This window comes from Uliginosibacterium sediminicola (assembly GCF_039631295.1).
Taxonomy (GTDB): domain Bacteria; phylum Pseudomonadota; class Gammaproteobacteria; order Burkholderiales; family Rhodocyclaceae; genus Viridibacterium; species Viridibacterium sediminicola.
Window position 1 is genome coordinate 1 of sequence record NZ_JBDIVE010000011.1, and the last position, 16,157, is coordinate 16,157.

Below are 16,157 nucleotides of genomic sequence, written 5' to 3' on the forward strand. Positions count from 1 at the left end.
CCGCGCGAAAGTAGGTCATCGTCAGACTACCCCACAACACAAAGCCCCTCTCACATCTACCGTGAGCGGGGCTTTGTTACTTCTGCTTCTGCATAAACAAGCCGCCTTGCCGCTCATGCAAGCGGCCATGAGCTGATGTTTGCTCGTTGGCTTGGCTGTGTAGATATAAAAAAACGCCCGGATGATTCCGGGCGTTTTTTATCAGCTGAGCTGAGTGCTTAACGGCTCAGGCTTTCACCGCAGTGGCTGCGGATGACCGGGAGCAGTTGGCCGAAGATCTTCGGCGAGCCGGCAATCACGTTGCCGCTCTCGAGGTATTCGCCTTCGCCGCCAAAGTCACTGACCAGGCCGCCTGCTTCGGAGACGAGCAGGGCGCCGGCGGCCATGTCCCAGGGCGCTAGGCCCATTTCAAAGAATGCGTCGGTGCGGCCGCAGGCGACGTAAGCGAGGTCCAGCGAGGCGGCGCCGGGGCGGCGCAGGCCGGCACTCTTCTGCGTCAGTTCGCGGAAGATGCCCAGATAGGCGTCGATGTGCTCGAACTGGCGATAGGGGAAGCCGGTGCCGATCAGCGCTTCCTGCAGCTTGGTGCGCTTGGCGACACGGATGCGGCGGTCGTTGAGGAACGCGCCCTTGCCGCGGCTGGCGGTGAACAGTTCGTTGCGATTGGGGTCATACACCACTGCATGCTGAACAACGCCGTTCTGGGCGATGCCGATCGAGACGGCGTATTGCGGGAAGCCGTGGATGAAGTTGGTGGTGCCGTCGAGCGGGTCGATGATCCACTGGAATTCGCTCGCCGAGGCGCCCTCAGAGTGGCCGGACTCCTCTGCTAGAATGCCATGCTCCGGATACGCTTCGCGGATGATGTCGATGATGGCCGCTTCTGCCGCTTGGTCGACTTCGGTGACGAAATCGTTGGCTTGTTTGGTACGAACCTCGATGAGGTCCAGATCGAGGGACGCGCGATTGATGATGGTCGCGGCGCGTCGTGCTGCCTTGATGGCAATGTTCAGTATCGGATGCATGGCTTCTTTTGAATGAGCGATGGCGCCAGGCCGTTGCCTTTTGCCTTTGGAAACCACTAATTATATGACGGATCGTCCGGCTTTGAGCCGTGTTCGGGTGGTGCTTGTGCAAGCAAGCCATCCCGGCAATATCGGCGCCGCTGCGCGCGCCATGAAAACCATGGGTTTGTCCTCGCTTTGGCTGGTGCAGCCGAAGTCTTTTCCCGATGCGGAGGCCAGCGCGCGCGCGTCTGGGGCGACCGACGTGCTTGAGGCAGCCCAGGTCGTCAGCACGCTGACCGAGGCCTTGCAAGGCGTCACCCTGGCCGCTGCGCTGACGTCGCGCCGCCGTGAATTGTCCTTGCCAGCGCAGTGGTCGCGCGAAGCGGCACAGACCCTGGCGAGCCGCGCCGAGCATGGCGAGGAGGTGGCCCTGGTGTTCGGCAACGAAACCTACGGCTTGTCCAACGAGGATCTGCGGGTCTGCCAGCTGCCGGTGATGATTCCCGCCAATCCGGCCTACAGCTCGTTGAATCTGGGCGCTGCGGTGCAGGTGATGAGTTACGAGATCAGTATGGCGCTCGCTACGCCGGCTGCGCTGCCTGTCTATGGCGAGCCGCTGGCGACCGTGGATGAGGTCGAGGCGCTGATGGCGCATATCGAGCGGGCGACGACGGCGACAGGCTTTTTCAACCCCGCCAATCCGAAGCGCCTGATGCCGCGCCTGCGTCGCATGTTCGGCCGGATCGCGCTGGAGCGGGATGAAGTGAACATCCTGCGCGGCATGCTGAATTTCTTCGAGCGCCCCTTGCCCGGCAGCGCGGCCAGTACAATTGCAGCCCCCACCCGCGACGACGGGAAAGCGTAAAAGGAAAATCATGTTTGCCCATCTGCGTGAAGACATCAACAGCGTTCTGTCGCGCGATCCTGCCGCGCGCAGCAAGCTGGAGGTCTTGACGTGTTACCCGGGCATCCATTCGCTGTTCATGCATCGCATTGCGCATGCCTTGTGGCGGCGCGGCTTTGTCTGGCTGGCGCGCAGCGTGTCGGTGTTCGGCCGCTGGTGGACCGGGATCGAGATTCACCCGGGCGCGCGCATTGGTCGCCGCGTCTTCATCGATCACGGCACGGGTGTGGTGATCGGCGAGACAGCGGAAGTTGGCGACGACTGCACCATTTACCAGGGCGTGACCCTGGGCGGCACTTCACTGTATCGCGGCGTCAAACGTCATCCGACCCTGGAGGCGGGCGTTGTGGTCGGTGCAGGCGCCAAGGTGTTAGGCGGTTTTACCGTCGGTGCGGGGGCCAAGATCGGCTCCAATGCCGTGGTGACCAAGCCGGTGCCGGCGGGGGCGACGGCGGTCGGCATTCCGGCGCGCATCATCGAGCCCAAGGGGGCTGAGCGCGAACAGAGTGCCGACGTGCAGCAGTTCTCTGCCTACGGCGTGACGCGCGACATGGACGACCCGTTGTCGCGTGCGATACACGCCTTGCTCGACCACGCCGCCGAGCAGGACAAGCGCATCGACGCCCTGGTTGCCCGTCTGAAGGCGGCAGGGCTGTGCGCTGAAGGCGATGATCCGGGCTGTCCGCAGCCCTTCGATCACGACTATCTGTCGAAAATCGTCGACTGAGCCGCCCTCTGGCGAATCCTTGACTGTTTTGCTCGGGTATTGCATACTTGACAAAAATGATCGGGTATTTCCCCGCTCGTCGCGCAAGCACCCACAACAGAACCGTTATTCCTGGAGCAAGACATGAGGCTGACCACCAAAGGACGCTTTGCCGTGACGGCAATGATCGACCTGGCGCTGCGCCAGAGTGAAGGCCCCGTGACTTTGGCGGGGATCAGCGAACGCCAGGGTATTTCCCTCTCCTATCTGGAACAGCTGTTCGGCAAGCTGCGCCGTCACGAGCTGGTGTGCAGCGTGCGCGGCCCCGGCGGCGGTTACACGCTGGCGCGCGCAACGGATCTGATCTCGGTGGCCGATGTGATCATTGCGGTCGATGAACCGCTCGATGCCACGCAGTGCGGCGGCAAAGAGGATTGCCGTGACGAAGGGCGCTGCATGACGCACGATCTCTGGTCCAACCTCAACAAGCGCATGTTCGAATATCTGGCGTCGGTCTCGCTGGCCTCGCTGGTCGAGCAGCAGCGCGAGCGTCTGGCCTGCAAGCCGCACCAGGAAATCGTGTTCCGCGAAGCCCGTGATTGCGTCAGTGTCGCCTCCTTCGAGGCGCAGGCCTGAGTCGTGAGCGACGCCATGTTCGCCCCCTGCTATCTGGACTGGAACGCCAGCACGCCGCTCGATGCGCGTGTGCTGGAGGCCATGCTGCCGTATTTGCGCGAGCGCTTCGGCAATGCCTCCAGCCGCCACGAGTACGGTCGTCAGGCGCGCGATGCGATCAGCCGCGCACGCCAGCAGGTGGCGGCAGCCGTTTGCGCGCACGAGACGCAGGTGGTGTTCACGAGCGGTGGTTCGGAGGCGAACAATCTGTTCATCAAGGGCGCCGCGGCTGTGCAGCGTGCCGGCGTGATCGCCATTGGCGCCACCGAGCACCCTTGCGTGCGCCAGCCGGCTTTGCAGTTGCAGGGACGGGGCTGGTCGCTGCAGTACCTGGCCGTCGATGCGGCAGGGCGGCTGGATCTGGCGGCGGCCGCGCAATTGATCAAGACGCAGCATCCGGCCCTGGTGTCGCAGATGCTTGTCAATAATGAAACCGGTGTTGTCCATGACGTGGCGGCGCTGGCTGAACTGGCACGCACGGACGGCGCGAGCTTGCACTGTGACGCGGTGCAAGCGCTGGGCAAGCTGCCGGTCGATTTTCGCGCGCTGGGTGTGCAGGCGATGACTTTATCGGCGCACAAGATCGGCGGGCCGATTGGTGCGGGTGCCCTGGTGCTCGACAAGCGTCTGGAATTGCAGCCGCAGATCAGCGGTGGCGGGCACGAGCGCGGTGTGCGCTCCGGCACCGAGAATGTCGCTGCCATTGTCGGTTTCGGCCTGGCCTGCGAATTGGCCAACAGCGAGCTGGCGGCACGCTCGGCGAACATGCGCGCTGCGCGCGAGCTGCTCGAAGGCAGCCTGGTCGCACTGGGGGCCGAGTTGTTCGGCGCGCAGGCTGAACGGGTGCCGAACACCAGTTATTTCGCCTTCGCACATATCGACGGTGAAACCCTGGTCGGCAAGCTGGATCGCGCAGGGTTTGCAGTGGCGAGCGGCGCGGCCTGTTCGAGTACCAGCACCGAGCCTTCGCGCACCTTGCTGGCGATGGGGGTGGCGCCCGAGCTGGCGCGTGGCGCCGTGCGTGTGAGCCTCGGGCCGACGACGGCGCTGGCCGATGTGAAACGATTTGTGGATGTGTTGCGGGAGACTGTCGGGCAGCTCAGAAGCCTGACAGCAGTGAGTGTCTAGTGCAGCAGACTGAATGCAGATGGAGTCAAACATGAAGTTCCCGATTTACCTGGATTATTCCGCGACGACGCCGGTCGATCCGCGCGTGGCCGAGAAGATGATTCCCTGGCTGACCGAGCAGTTCGGCAATCCGGCGAGCCGTTCGCACGCCTATGGCTGGGATGCTGAAGCCGCCGTCGAGAAGGCGCGTGAAGAGGTGGCCGCCCTGGTCGGTGCCGATGCACGTGAAATCGTGTGGACCTCGGGCGCGACCGAATCGAACAACCTGGCGATCAAGGGCGCGGCGAATTTCTACGCAGCCAAGGGCAAGCACCTGATCACGCTGAAGACCGAGCACAAGGCTGTGCTCGACACCATGCGCGAGCTGGAGCGCCAGGGCTTTGAAGTGAGCTATCTGGACGTGCAGGAAAACGGCCTCATTGATCTTGAGGTGTTCAAGGCTGCGCTGCGCCCGGACACCATCCTCGTCTCGGTGATGTTCGTGAACAACGAGATTGGCGTGATTCAGCCGATTGCCGAGCTGGGCGAGATCTGCCGCGCACGCGGCATCATCTTCCACGTCGATGCGGCGCAAGCGACCGGCAAGGTGGCGATTGATCTGGAAACGCTCAAGGTCGACCTGATGTCCTTCTCGGCACACAAGACCTATGGCCCCAAGGGCATCGGCGCGCTGTACGTGCGGCGCAAGCCGCGTGTGCGCATCGAAGCGCAGATGCATGGCGGCGGTCACGAACGCGGCATGCGCTCGGGCACGCTGGCGACACACCAGATCGTCGGCATGGGCGAAGCCTTCCGCATTGCACGCGAAGAAATGGTGGTCGAAAACCAGCGCATCGGCGCGCTGCGTGATCGCCTGCTCAAGGGCCTCTCGGATCTGGAAGCGACCTTCATCAATGGCGACCTCGAACACCGCGTGCCGCACAACCTCAATATGAGTTTTGCGTATGTCGAAGGCGAGTCGCTGATCATGGCGATCAAGGATGTGGCCGTCTCTTCGGGTTCGGCGTGTACCTCGGCCTCGCTGGAACCGTCCTACGTGCTGCGTGCGCTGGGCCGCGAGGATGAACTGGCGCACAGCTCGATCCGCTTTACCATCGGCCGCTTCACGACCGAGGAAGACATCGACTACACCATCAAGCTGCTGCACGCCAAGATCGGCAAGCTGCGCGAGTTGTCGCCTTTGTGGGACATGTTCAAGGAAGGCATCGACTTGAGTTCGGTGCAATGGGCCGCACATTGATTAACTGACAGGGCGTGGCGAGTCGGCAGTGGGGAATGGCGAAAAGCGGACATGTGACGTTTTTTCCACTCCCGACTCCCCGCTCTCCACTCCCGGACTTGGAGTAGAAAATGGCATATAGCGAAAAAGTTCTGGACCACTACGAAAACCCGCGCAATGTCGGCGCGTTTGACAAGTCCGACAGCGAAGTGGGCACCGGCATGGTCGGCGCACCGGCCTGCGGCGACGTGATGAAGCTGCAGATCAAGGTCAATCCCGTCACGGGCTTGATCGAAGACGCCAAGTTCAAGACCTATGGCTGCGGTTCGGCCATTGCATCGAGCTCGCTGGTGACCGAATGGGTCAAGGGCAAGACGCTCGACGAAGCGGTCAACATCAAGAACACGCAGATCGCCGAAGAGCTGGCGCTGCCGCCGGTCAAGATCCACTGCTCGATTCTGGCCGAAGATGCCATCAAGGCAGCGGTCGATGACTACAAGAAGAAGCACGCGTAAGAAACGAGGTGGCAGCATGTCAGTTACATTGAGTGAAGCAGCAGCCAAGCACGTCAGCAAATACATTGCCAAGCGTGGCAAGGGCGTCGGTGTGCGTCTTGGCGTCAAGACCACCGGTTGCTCGGGCATGGCCTACAAGCTGGAGTATGCAGACGAGGCGCTGGCTGACGATGTGGTTTTCGACAGTCACGGCCTGAAAGTTTTTGTCGATCCGAAGAGCCTGCCCTACATCGACGGCACGGAACTTGATTTCGTCCGTGAGGGGCTCAACGAGGGCTTCAAATTCAACAATCCCAACGTCAAGAACGAGTGTGGTTGTGGTGAATCTTTCAACGTCTGATTACTGACAGGTGTGCACCCCAGGGTGCGCGGGATGCGATGCAGGATTATTTTTCCCTTTTTCAGATTCCCGAGCAGTTCGCGCTCGAACGCGCCACGCTCGAAGCGGCCTACCGCAATGTGCAGGCACAGGTACATCCGGACCGCTTTGCTGATCGCTCTGAAGCCGAACGTCGCGTCGCCATGCAATGGGCGACGCATGCCAACGAGGCTTACCGCGCACTGAAAAACCCGATCGAACGCGGCCGCTACCTGCTCAAGCGGCGCGGCGTCGAAATCGATGCCGAGCGCAACACGGCGATGTCACCGGCCTTCCTGATGCAGCAAATGGCCTGGCGCGAAGCGGTGGAAGAGGCGGCCGGCAAGTTCGACGCGCTGAGCCGTCTGGAGCAGGAACTGCGTCGCGACGAGGGCGTCATGCTCGAAGACCTGCAGCGCTCGCTCGATGTCTCATCCGATTTGCCGGCCGCCGCCGAACTGGTGCGCCGGCTGATGTTCATGGAAAAGCTGCGCAGCGAGATTGATGACGCGCTGGCGCAGCTCGAAGGCTGATCAAACACAATGGCGCTTCTGCAACTCTCCGAACCGGGCGAATCGACGGCCCCGCACCAGCATCGGCTGGCGGTCGGTATCGATCTGGGGACGACCAATTCTCTGGTGGCGACTGTTCGCCACTCGATTCCTGAATGTATTGCTGACGAAGATTGCGGCATCTTGCTGCCATCGGTCGTGCGTTATCAGCGTCAGGGCGCTGTAGTGGGCAAGGCGGCGCTGGCGGTAGAAGCCAGCGATCCGCGCAATACCATTGCCTCGGTCAAGCGCCTGATGGGGCGCAGCTTCGCTGATGCCGATGCCGCCATGCGCGCGCGTTACGACCTGGTCGAAGGCAAGGGCATGGTGCGCATCAATACCGTCACCGGGCAGCGCAGCCCGGTGGAAGTCTCGGCTGAAATCCTCAAAGTGCTGCGCGACCGCGCCGAGCAAAGCCTGGGCGGCGATCTGGTGGGCGCGGTGATCACCGTGCCGGCCTATTTCGACGACGCCCAGCGCCAGGCCACTAAAGATGCTGCCAAGCTTGCCGGCCTCAATGTGCTGCGCCTGCTCAATGAACCGACGGCCGCGGCGATTGCCTACGGCCTCGACGAAGCCGCCGAGGGCGTGTATGCCGTCTTCGATCTGGGTGGCGGCACTTTTGACTTCTCGATTCTCAAGCTCTCGCGCGGCGTCTTCGAAGTGATGGCCACCAGCGGTGATTCCGCGCTGGGCGGTGACGATTTCGACGAAGCGCTGGCGCAATGGCTGCATCGCCAGGTTGGCGGTGCCGATCTCGACTGCGGCGCCAATCGCGCCCTGCTGGCCGAAGCGCGACGCGTCAAGGAAGCGCTGAGCACGCAGCCGACGGTGCTGGCCAAGGTGCCCCTGGTCGGTGGCGAAGCACGCGCAGTGAGCGTGAGCGTGGCCGATTTCCAGCAGCTCACCCAGGCCCTGGTCGAGCGCTGTCTGACTCCGGTGAAGATCGCGCTGCGCGACGCTGCGCTCTCTGTGGCCGAGATCCAGGCCGTGGTGCTGGTTGGCGGCGCGACGCGCATGCCGCATCTGCGCGCAGCCGTGAAAAACTTTTTCGGTCGCGAACCTTTTACCGACATCGACCCGGACAAGGTCGTCGCCATCGGTGCGGCGGTGCAGGCCAATGTGCTCGCCGGCAATCGCCGGCCGGGTGAAGACTGGCTGCTGCTCGATGTGATCCCGCTGTCGCTGGGCCTGGAAACGATGGGTGGCCTGGTCGAGAAGATCGTGCCGCGCAATGCCACCATCCCGGTTGCCAAGGCGCAGGAATTCACCACCTTCAAGGACGGCCAGACCGCCATGGCGATCCACGTCGTGCAGGGCGAACGCGAGCTGGTCAGCGATTGCCGCTCGCTGGCGCGCTTTGAACTGCGCGGTATTCCGCCGATGGTGGCGGGCGCCGCACGCATCCGCGTGACCTTCCAGATCGATGCTGACGGCTTGCTGTCGGTCAGCGCACGCGAACAGACTTCGGGCGTGGAAGCCAATGTCATCGTCAAGCCCAGTTATGGCCTGACCGATGAAGAAGTCGCCGGCATGCTGCGCGCCGGCTTCGATTACGCCAGCGACGACATGAAAGCCCGCGCCCTGCGCGAGCAACAGGTCGACGCGGATCGTCTGATCGACGCCACGCGTCAGGCCCTGGCAGAAGATGCCGATCTGCTGTCGCTGGCCGAAGCCCAGCGCATCGACGCAGGCATCAACGCACTGCTGCAGGTACGCAGCGGCAGCGACCATCTACTCATCAAGAGTGCAATCGAGAGCTTGTCCGCTGCGACCGCCGATTTCGCGGCGCGTCGCATGGACAAGGCCATCCGCCGCGCGCTGACCGGCAGCCGCGTCGACAAGCTGGAAATCTGAAAACATGACCCAAATCGTGGTTCTGCCCCATGTCGAATTGTGTCCGGACGGCGCGGTGATCGAAGCGGCCGCCGGTGAATCGATCTGCGACGCGCTGCTCGACAACGGCATCGATATCGAACACGCCTGCGAGAAGTCCTGCGCCTGTACGACCTGCCACGTCATCGTGCGCGAAGGCTTCAATGCGCTGGAAAGCGCCGACGAGCTCGAAGAAGACATGCTCGACAAGGCCTGGGGCCTGGCGCCCAATTCGCGCCTGTCCTGCCAAGCCATCGTCACCGACACGCCGCTGGTGGTCGAGATCCCGCGCTACACCATCAACCTGGCCAGCGAAGGCGGCGGCCACAAGAAATAACACCGCAGCAGAGGATTTGCACAATGAAGTGGACAGATACGCTGGATATCGCCATCGAACTGGCGGAGGCTCATCCCGAGGTCGATCCGGCCAAGGTCAATTTCGTCGAACTGATGAAGTGGACCATGGCGCTGCCGGGCTTTGACGACGATCCCAAGCGCTGCGGCGAACGCATCCTCGAAGCCATCCAGGCCGCCTGGATCGAAGAGGCCGCCTAAAGCGCTGCAGCGCGCCAAGCGCTGATGCGTGGGCTGATCTGCAAAAGACGCTTGCAAGTTTTGCGACTACTGTATATAAATACAGTACTGCAACTTTGCGACGTCCTACAGCATGGATCAGCTTACTTCCCGCCAGCGGGAAATCCTCGATTTTATTCGCGCCACGCTTGAAGAGCGTGGTTCGCCCCCGACGCGACTCGACATCTGCGCGGCTTTCGGCTTCGCATCGCCCAACGCGGCGGAAGCGCACCTGAAAGCGCTGGCCAAAAAAGGCGCCATCGCACTCGAAGCCGGCGCCTCGCGTGGCATCCGCCTGATGGAGTCGCTGGGTCTGCCGATCGTCGGCCGTGTTGCAGCCGGTTCCCCCATTCTCTCCGAAAGTTCGATCGACGCCCATGTGCGCGTCGATCCGGCCATGTTCGCCCCGCGTGCCGACTTCCTGCTGCGCGTGCGCGGTCTGTCGATGATCGAAGTCGGCATTCTCGAAGGCGATCTGCTCGCTGTGCATCGCACGAGCGAAGTGCGTGACGGCCAGATCATCGTTGCCCGTGTCGATGACGAGGTCACCGTCAAGCGCCTGCGCCGCAGCAATGGCCTGGTCGAGTTATTGCCCGAGAACCACACGATGCAGCCCATCGTGGTGGACCCGCAGCGCCAGTCCCTGAGCATCGAAGGTCGCGTGGTTGGCCTGATCCGCGACGAATTCAGTTTCACTTAATCCCCATCTACTGCCGAGAGCCGCAACATGAAACCCTTCCTCAATGCCTGCAAAAGTATCGTCCCCCAATCGGCCCGTCTGACCGCTCGCGCAGCGGCGGAACATGCCCTGGCGCTGGCCATGCTCGATGTGCTGCAAAGACGTGGTCGCAGCTACGGCCTGCTGGCCATGTACGAAGAGTCGCGCCTGTCGGCGCCGCGCTGAACGCGAGCGTTTTTCGCAATGCATGAATGGCACTGCCTGCTCTGCAACTCTCCGAAGTGCTGTCGCGTCAGGACATCTGGCGCGGCGACAGGCTGGCAGTGCGCGATGGTGCAGCGGAGTCCAGCGGTTTTGATGCGCTGGATGCCGAGCTGCCGGGCAAGGGTTGGTCAACTGGCGCTCTGACCGAACTCTTGCCCACCCAGACCGGCGTGGGTGAGCTTGCCTTGTTGTGGCCCGTGCTGGTGCGTCTGTCACGCAGCGGCTGGCTGGCCCTGGTGGCGCCGCCGTATCTGCCGTTTGCGCCCGCCTGGGCCGAGCTCTCGCTCGAACATCTGTGGTGGGTGCGTGGCGTGTCGGCGCAAGAGGCGGCCTGGGTCACCGAGCAGATGCTGGCCAGCGGAGCATTTGCCGCCGTGCTGAGCTGGCTGCCCCAGGTGGAGAGCGCACAGATGCGTCGCCTGCAGCTGGCCGTCGAAGGCCGGCGTAGCCTGGCTTTCGTGATGCGCGCGCCGACGGCGGCACGCAGTGCCTCGCCTGCGCCTTTGCGCCTTCAACTGGCGGCGGCCGGGGCTGGGGCCTTGTCGGTGCAGATTCTCAAACGGCGTGGCCCACCACGTCCCGAACCGCTGTTGCTGGCGGTGCCAAGACCGCTGCGCGGCATGCGCCTGAAAGCGCCTCATCATGCTGTGGCTGGCCCTTTATTTTCCACGCTTCGCACTGGAAGTTTTTCCGTCTGAACAGCCCGATTGGCCCGCTGTGGCGGTGTGGCGTGAGCGTGTCTGCGCGCTGAATCCTGCAGCAGCGCAGGCGGGCATCGCCCTAGGCCAGCGCCTGTCGAGCGCGCTGGGCCTGGCGCCAGGCTTGCGCGTCCGTTCCCGTGAGACGGCGCGCGAGGCGGCCGCGCTCTACGGCCTGGCGTGTTGGGCCGGACGCTTCACGCCACAGCTGTGCATGCAGTCAAACGATTGCATGTTGCTCGAAGTGGCGGGCTGCGAGCGGCTGTTCGGCGGCTACGAAAAATTGCGTCAGGCGGCCTTGCAGGCTTTGTTTGAGCAGGGCTGGAGCGTGCGCAGCGCGCTGGCGCCGACGCCCTTGGCCGCTTACTGGCTGGCGTTGGCGGGAGATGAGCAAAGCGTGTTCGATCTGCCACAGCTGCCCGCCGCACTGGCACCGCTGCCTTGCGCAGTACTCGGTCTGGACGAGGCGCGCAGCAAGCTGTTGCGGGCGATTGGTGCGCAGTGCTTGCAAGATGTGCTGGCTTTGCCGCGCGCCGGGCTGGCGCAGCGCCTGGGTGCCGAGTTCAGCGTGCTGCTGGCGCGTGCCCTGGGCGAAGTGCCAGATCTGCGCGCCCACTTTGTGTTCCCCGAGCATTTTCTGCAGCGCATCGAACTGGGTGCGGCGATCAGCCAGACCCAGGCCTTGCTCTTTGTCGCCCGCCGTCTGGTCTCGGCCTTGAGCGGCTGGCTGGCGGTGCGCATGCGCGGCATTCGCGAATGCGTGCTGCTGCTTGAACACGCTGACCGCACCCAGACGCGCTTGCCGCTGCGCTTCAGCGAAGCGACGCGTGACATCGCGCGCATCGAGCGGGTGCTGCGCGAGTCGCTCGAACGCCTGGTGCTGCGCGCCAGCGTCGAGTATCTGGCTTTGCAGGCGGAAGAAGCCGAACTGCTGACGCCATCCAGCGCAGCCTTGTTTGGCGAGCTGCCCGGCAGCGCCTTGCCGCCGCTGATTGATCGCTTGCGCGCCCGCTTGGGCGACGCCGCGGTGTGCGGTTTGCAAGCGCTGCCCGCACATCGCCCGGAACTGGCCAGCGCCAGTACGAGCCGACCCGCACCGCGCCAGACGCCGGTCATGGCGCAGCGGCCGCGCTGGCTGCTGGCGCGACCTCTGCCTTTGCCGGAGATCGCCGGCGCGCCGCAGCGCGATGGTCCGCTGAACTTGCTCGCCGGGCCGGAGCGCATCGAAAGTGGCTGGTGGGATGCGGGCGAAGCCGGCGCGCTGGGCGAATTGCGGCGCGATTACTTTGTCGCCCTGACACGACGCGGTGAATGCCTGTGGGTGTTCCGTGACGCCGAGGGTTGGTTCCTGCATGGCTTTTTCGCCTGAGGCGCGCATGCTGCCCGATTACGCCGAGCTGCATTGCCTCTCCAATTACTCCTTCCTGCGCGGTGCCTCGCATGCCGAGGAGCTGGTGCAGCGCGCGCATGCGCTGGGCTATCAGGCGCTGGCGATTACCGATGAGTGTTCGCTGGCGGGCGTGGTGCGCGCCTGGGCGGCGCATCGCGCCTTGCCGCCGGGCGCGCAGCTGCAACTGATCATCGGCAGCGAGCTGCGCCTTGCCTGCGGACTCAAGCTGGTCCTGCTGGCGCGCTCGCGAGCGGGCTATGCCAATCTCAGCGCGCTGATTACCCTGGGGCGGCGGCGCGCCGAGAAGGGCGCTTACAGCCTCTCGCGCGGGGATCTCTCCGGTTTGCCGCCGATCGAGGCGGTGCCCGATTGTCTGGCGCTGTGGCTGCCCGATGCGCAGCTGGCGCAGGAGGCGCTCTGCGAACAGGCCCTGTGGGTCGCGCAGCGTTTTGCCGGCCGCGCCTGGATTGCCGCCGAACTGCTCTGCGGTGCTGACGACGCGCTGTGGATCGAGCGCCTGCAGGCGCTGGCCCGCCACGCCGGCTTGCCGCTGGTGGCCAGCGGGGACGTGCACATGCACCTGCGTGCGCGGCGCAGCCTGCAGGACGTGCTCACCGCGCTGCGCCACAATTGCTCGGTGTTCGAGGCGGGGCATGCCTTGTTCCCGAATGCCGAACGCCATCTGCGCACGCGTTTGCGTCTGGCGCGCCTGTATCCGCCGGACTGGCTGGCCGAAACCTTGAAGGTGGCGCAGCAGTGCCAGTTCAGGCTCGACGAGCTGCGCTACGAGTATCCCGATGAAGTCGTGCCGCCGGGGCATACGGCAGCGAGTTTCCTGCGCCAGGAAGTCGAGGCGGGCCTGCGCCGTCGTTACCCGGCCGCCCTCCCGGCGGCGGTGCGGCAAACGCTGGAGCACGAATTACAGCTGATCAGCGAGCTGAATTTCGAAGCCTATTTCCTCACCGTCTATGACATCGTCTGCTTCGCCCGCAGTCAGGGCATTCTGTGTCAGGGGCGCGGCTCAGCCGCCAATTCGGCGGTGTGCTACGCCCTGGGCATTACCGAGGTCGATCCCTCGCGCTCGGCCTTGCTGTTCGAGCGCTTCATTTCCAAGGAGCGCGGCGAGCCGCCGGACATCGATGTCGACTTCGAACACGAGCGGCGTGAAGAGGTCATCCAGTATCTCTACCGCAAATACGGTCGCGGCCGCGCCGCGCTGGCCGCTGCGCTGATCACCTATCGTACGCGTAGTGCCTTGCGCGACGCCGGGCGGGCGATGGGTTTTGGCCGCGCGCAGATCGATGCGATCACCAAATCTCTGGCCTGGTGGGACAGCCGCGAGCAAATGCCCGAGCGCTTCGCCCAGGCCGGCTTGCAGCCCGACAGCCCGCGGGTGCAGAAGTGGCTGCAGATCGCTGAGAGCCTGCGCGGATTTCCACGCCACCTCTCGCAGCATGTCGGTGGCTTTGTCATCTCGCGCGGGCCGCTGTCGCACCTGGTGCCGATTGAGAACGCGGCGATGCCTGAGCGCAGCGTCATCCAGTGGGACAAGGACGATCTCGAAGCGCTGGGCCTGCTCAAGGTCGATGTGCTGGCGCTGGGCATGCTCTCGGCGATTCGCCGTACGCTGGCGCTGATCAGCGCCCAGCGCGGCCAGCCGCTGCGCATGCAGGATATTCCGCCGGAAGATCCGCAGACCTACGCGATGATTTCGGCGGCCGACACGGTCGGCGTGTTCCAGATTGAATCGCGGGCGCAGATGAGCATGCTGCCGCGCCTGCGCCCGCAGAGTTTCTACGATCTGGTGATCGAGGTCGCCCTGGTGCGCCCCGGGCCGATCCAGGGCGATATGGTGCATCCTTATCTGCGGCGGCGGCAGGGCATCGAAGCGGTGACGTATCCGAGCAAGGAGGTCGAAAGCGTATTGAGTCGTACCCTGGGCGTGCCGATTTTCCAGGAGCAGGTCATGCAGTTGGCAGTCGTCGCGGCTGGTTTCACGCCCGGCGAAGCCGATGCCTTGCGGCGTGCCATGGCCTCCTGGCGGCACAAGGGCAAGCTGGAGCAATTCCAGCAGAAACTGGTGCAGGGCATGCTGGACAATGGCTATGCATTGTCATTCGCGCAGGCGCTGTGCCGCCAGATCGAAGGCTTTGGCGAATACGGATTCCCCGAATCCCACGCAGCGAGCTTCGCACTGCTGGTTTATGCCTCAGCCTGGCTCAAGCGTCACGAGCCCGCCGCCTTTCTGGCCGGCATGCTCAACAGCCTGCCGATGGGCTTTTACTCAGCTTCGCAGCTGATTCAGGATGCGCGGCGCCATGGCGTCGAGGTTCGCGCGGTCGATGTGCGTTACAGCGCTGCGGCCAGCACGCTGGAGCAGGGCGCGGTCAGGCTGGGGCTGCACTGCGTCAAGGGCTTGTCGCCTGCGGTGGCCGAGCGTCTGGTCCAGGCCCGTGCGCAGGGCCCGTGGTGCGATCTCGCCGATCTTGCTCGACGCGCCGCCTTGTCGCGGCGCGATCTCGATCTGCTGGCCGCCGCCGATGCGCTCAAAGCGTTGGCTGGCCACCGTCATCAGGCGGCCTGGCAGGCGGCGGTCGCCAGCGCTCAAGCGGATCTGTTTGCCGCGCTGCCGCTGGCTGAGGCGCCGGTGTTGCTTACCGCGCCCAGTGAAAGCGAAGATCTGCGCGCCGACTACGCCAGCATGGCGCTGAGCCTGGGGCGCCACCCGCTGGCCTTGCTGCGCACGCGGCTGCAGGCGCAGCGCTTTGTCGATGCGCAAGTTCTGCGCGGCAGCGCTGACCGCAGCTTGCTCCGCGTAGCCGGGCTGGTCACCGGCCGGCAGCGCCCGGGAACTGCCAGCGGCGTGATTTTCGTAACCCTTGAAGACGAATTCGGCATGGTCAATGTAGTGGTCCACGCGCCGCTGGCCGAACGTCAGCGGCGGGAACTTCTCGCCAGTTCGCTACTCGGAGTCTTCGGTCAGGTTCAGCGTGAAGCCGACGTTGTTCATCTGATCGCCAAGCGACTGGTCGATCTTTCGCCTTGGCTGGGCGAACTGACGCTCAAGAGTAGGGACTTTCACTGAGATCCGGAATTTGCATCCCCAAAAATGCTAAATTCGCACAAAGCAGTAGTTGTCAGACAGCCTGTTTTTGTGCGACGCAGCGTAATTTTGCATTTCGGACTCGGATTTGATCTCGGCGCGCTTCGTCCTGAATTTTGAATGCATAACTGTTTTCTGCGGGAAATCCCTTAAAACCTAAAGACTTGCATGGCTATAAGGATTTTTGATTTTCATATAGAAAGAATTGAGAATTTTTGCGATAAAAGTTCTTGCGTCGCACAAAGCAGATCGCCATAATTCAAACCGTACACAGATTGCTGCTGAACAACTGTTAGCAGGAATCTTCCCAGTGTCTCCTCCACCCTCCTCCTTTGGTGTGGACTTGGCGCAGCTCCAACCGAGCTGCGTTTTTTTTTTTGCCTTTTTGAGCCGGGCCCGTTGCGCTTGGCTCCTGGCTACGCACTAAGTTCTTGACCGTAGGCCTTCCTTCAAAATATAATTGCCGGCTCTCTGCGTATGCGGAGGGCTCTCGTTTTGCTGTGCGCTGTCTG

The 16,157-nt window shown here is 63.5% G+C and carries 17 protein-coding genes; 16 read left to right on the forward strand and 1 reads right to left on the reverse strand.

Going from position 1 to position 16,157, the window contains the following annotated elements:
- Nucleotides 1–218 precede the first annotated feature (218 nt).
- Entirely contained in the window at nucleotides 219–1,025 is an 807-nt protein-coding gene (locus ABDB84_RS16960; protein WP_345920954.1) for an inositol monophosphatase family protein, read from the reverse strand.
- A 64-nt stretch (nucleotides 1,026–1,089) separates the two neighbouring features.
- Here ABDB84_RS16960 and ABDB84_RS16965 point away from each other — a divergent pair, with 64 nt between their 5' ends.
- The 16 genes from ABDB84_RS16965 (at nucleotide 1,090) to ABDB84_RS17040 (ending at nucleotide 15,627) form a co-directional block, all read left to right on the forward strand.
- A complete protein-coding gene (locus ABDB84_RS16965; RefSeq protein WP_345920955.1) occupies nucleotides 1,090–1,872 on the forward strand; it encodes an RNA methyltransferase in 783 nt (260 codons plus the stop codon).
- Between the two features lie 10 nt (nucleotides 1,873–1,882).
- Nucleotides 1,883–2,638, forward strand: coding sequence for a serine O-acetyltransferase (gene cysE, locus ABDB84_RS16970; protein ID WP_345920956.1), 756 nt, complete (start codon nucleotides 1,883–1,885; stop codon nucleotides 2,636–2,638).
- Between the two features lie 123 nt (nucleotides 2,639–2,761).
- Nucleotides 2,762–3,253, forward strand: a complete 492-nt coding sequence (iscR, locus tag ABDB84_RS16975; protein WP_345920957.1) for a Fe-S cluster assembly transcriptional regulator IscR — start codon at nucleotides 2,762–2,764, stop codon at nucleotides 3,251–3,253.
- 15 nt (nucleotides 3,254–3,268) lie between these two features.
- On the forward strand, nucleotides 3,269–4,420 hold the full coding sequence (locus ABDB84_RS16980; RefSeq protein ID WP_345920958.1) for a cysteine desulfurase family protein: 1,152 nt from the start codon (nucleotides 3,269–3,271) through the stop codon (nucleotides 4,418–4,420).
- A gap of 31 nt (nucleotides 4,421–4,451) precedes the next feature.
- Nucleotides 4,452–5,660, forward strand: a complete 1,209-nt coding sequence (locus ABDB84_RS16985; protein WP_345920959.1) for an IscS subfamily cysteine desulfurase — start codon at nucleotides 4,452–4,454, stop codon at nucleotides 5,658–5,660.
- Nucleotides 5,661–5,770: 110 nt separating this feature from the next.
- Nucleotides 5,771–6,154 carry a Fe-S cluster assembly scaffold IscU gene (gene iscU, locus ABDB84_RS16990; protein WP_345920960.1) on the forward strand — a complete coding sequence of 128 codons (384 nt, stop codon included), beginning with the start codon at nucleotides 5,771–5,773 and terminating at the stop codon, nucleotides 6,152–6,154.
- Between the two features lie 16 nt (nucleotides 6,155–6,170).
- On the forward strand, nucleotides 6,171–6,494 hold the full coding sequence (gene iscA / locus ABDB84_RS16995; RefSeq protein ID WP_345920961.1) for an iron-sulfur cluster assembly protein IscA: 324 nt from the start codon (nucleotides 6,171–6,173) through the stop codon (nucleotides 6,492–6,494).
- A gap of 38 nt (nucleotides 6,495–6,532) precedes the next feature.
- A complete protein-coding gene (hscB, locus tag ABDB84_RS17000; RefSeq protein ID WP_345920962.1) occupies nucleotides 6,533–7,045 on the forward strand; it encodes a Fe-S protein assembly co-chaperone HscB in 513 nt (170 codons plus the stop codon).
- Nucleotides 7,046–7,054: 9 nt separating this feature from the next.
- Nucleotides 7,055–8,920 carry a Fe-S protein assembly chaperone HscA gene (gene hscA / locus ABDB84_RS17005; protein WP_345920963.1) on the forward strand — a complete coding sequence of 622 codons (1,866 nt, stop codon included), beginning with the start codon at nucleotides 7,055–7,057 and terminating at the stop codon, nucleotides 8,918–8,920.
- Nucleotides 8,921–8,924: 4 nt separating this feature from the next.
- A complete protein-coding gene (fdx, locus tag ABDB84_RS17010) occupies nucleotides 8,925–9,275 on the forward strand; it encodes an ISC system 2Fe-2S type ferredoxin (RefSeq protein WP_345920964.1) in 351 nt (116 codons plus the stop codon).
- A gap of 23 nt (nucleotides 9,276–9,298) precedes the next feature.
- Complete coding sequence (gene iscX / locus ABDB84_RS17015; RefSeq protein ID WP_345920965.1) at nucleotides 9,299–9,493, forward strand: Fe-S cluster assembly protein IscX; 195 nt, start codon at nucleotides 9,299–9,301, stop codon at nucleotides 9,491–9,493.
- Nucleotides 9,494–9,605: 112 nt separating this feature from the next.
- Nucleotides 9,606–10,211, forward strand: a complete 606-nt coding sequence (lexA, locus tag ABDB84_RS17020; RefSeq protein WP_345920966.1) for a transcriptional repressor LexA — start codon at nucleotides 9,606–9,608, stop codon at nucleotides 10,209–10,211.
- 27 nt (nucleotides 10,212–10,238) lie between these two features.
- Nucleotides 10,239–10,415, forward strand: a complete 177-nt coding sequence (locus ABDB84_RS17025; protein ID WP_345920967.1) for a hypothetical protein — start codon at nucleotides 10,239–10,241, stop codon at nucleotides 10,413–10,415.
- A gap of 26 nt (nucleotides 10,416–10,441) precedes the next feature.
- Nucleotides 10,442–11,152 carry a translesion DNA synthesis-associated protein ImuA gene (imuA, locus tag ABDB84_RS17030; protein WP_345920968.1) on the forward strand — a complete coding sequence of 237 codons (711 nt, stop codon included), beginning with the start codon at nucleotides 10,442–10,444 and terminating at the stop codon, nucleotides 11,150–11,152.
- Complete coding sequence (locus ABDB84_RS17035) at nucleotides 11,097–12,521, forward strand: Y-family DNA polymerase (protein ID WP_345920969.1); 1,425 nt, start codon at nucleotides 11,097–11,099, stop codon at nucleotides 12,519–12,521. Before imuA ends, ABDB84_RS17035 begins: the two co-directional genes overlap by 56 nt.
- On the forward strand, nucleotides 12,505–15,627 hold the full coding sequence (locus ABDB84_RS17040; protein WP_345920970.1) for an error-prone DNA polymerase: 3,123 nt from the start codon (nucleotides 12,505–12,507) through the stop codon (nucleotides 15,625–15,627). Before ABDB84_RS17035 ends, ABDB84_RS17040 begins: the two co-directional genes overlap by 17 nt.
- The last annotated feature ends 530 nt before the right edge of the window (nucleotides 15,628–16,157 follow it).

Bases quoted from the DNA above. Each gene is read 5' to 3' on its own strand.
- ABDB84_RS16960 (WP_345920954.1), bottom strand. From the start codon at position 1,025: ATGCATCCGATACTGAACATTGCCATCAAGGCAGCACGACGCGCCGCG.
- ABDB84_RS16965 (WP_345920955.1), top strand. From the start codon at position 1,090: ATGACGGATCGTCCGGCTTTGAGCCGTGTTCGGGTGGTGCTTGTGCAA.
- cysE (WP_345920956.1), top strand. From the start codon at position 1,883: ATGTTTGCCCATCTGCGTGAAGACATCAACAGCGTTCTGTCGCGCGAT.
- iscR (WP_345920957.1), top strand. From the start codon at position 2,762: ATGAGGCTGACCACCAAAGGACGCTTTGCCGTGACGGCAATGATCGAC.
- ABDB84_RS16980 (WP_345920958.1), top strand. From the start codon at position 3,269: ATGTTCGCCCCCTGCTATCTGGACTGGAACGCCAGCACGCCGCTCGAT.
- ABDB84_RS16985 (WP_345920959.1), top strand. From the start codon at position 4,452: ATGAAGTTCCCGATTTACCTGGATTATTCCGCGACGACGCCGGTCGAT.
- iscU (WP_345920960.1), top strand. From the start codon at position 5,771: ATGGCATATAGCGAAAAAGTTCTGGACCACTACGAAAACCCGCGCAAT.
- iscA (WP_345920961.1), top strand. From the start codon at position 6,171: ATGTCAGTTACATTGAGTGAAGCAGCAGCCAAGCACGTCAGCAAATAC.
- hscB (WP_345920962.1), top strand. From the start codon at position 6,533: ATGCAGGATTATTTTTCCCTTTTTCAGATTCCCGAGCAGTTCGCGCTC.
- hscA (WP_345920963.1), top strand. From the start codon at position 7,055: ATGGCGCTTCTGCAACTCTCCGAACCGGGCGAATCGACGGCCCCGCAC.
- fdx (WP_345920964.1), top strand. From the start codon at position 8,925: ATGACCCAAATCGTGGTTCTGCCCCATGTCGAATTGTGTCCGGACGGC.
- iscX (WP_345920965.1), top strand. From the start codon at position 9,299: ATGAAGTGGACAGATACGCTGGATATCGCCATCGAACTGGCGGAGGCT.
- lexA (WP_345920966.1), top strand. From the start codon at position 9,606: ATGGATCAGCTTACTTCCCGCCAGCGGGAAATCCTCGATTTTATTCGC.
- ABDB84_RS17025 (WP_345920967.1), top strand. From the start codon at position 10,239: ATGAAACCCTTCCTCAATGCCTGCAAAAGTATCGTCCCCCAATCGGCC.
- imuA (WP_345920968.1), top strand. From the start codon at position 10,442: ATGGCACTGCCTGCTCTGCAACTCTCCGAAGTGCTGTCGCGTCAGGAC.
- ABDB84_RS17035 (WP_345920969.1), top strand. From the start codon at position 11,097: ATGCTGTGGCTGGCCCTTTATTTTCCACGCTTCGCACTGGAAGTTTTT.
- ABDB84_RS17040 (WP_345920970.1), top strand. From the start codon at position 12,505: ATGGCTTTTTCGCCTGAGGCGCGCATGCTGCCCGATTACGCCGAGCTG.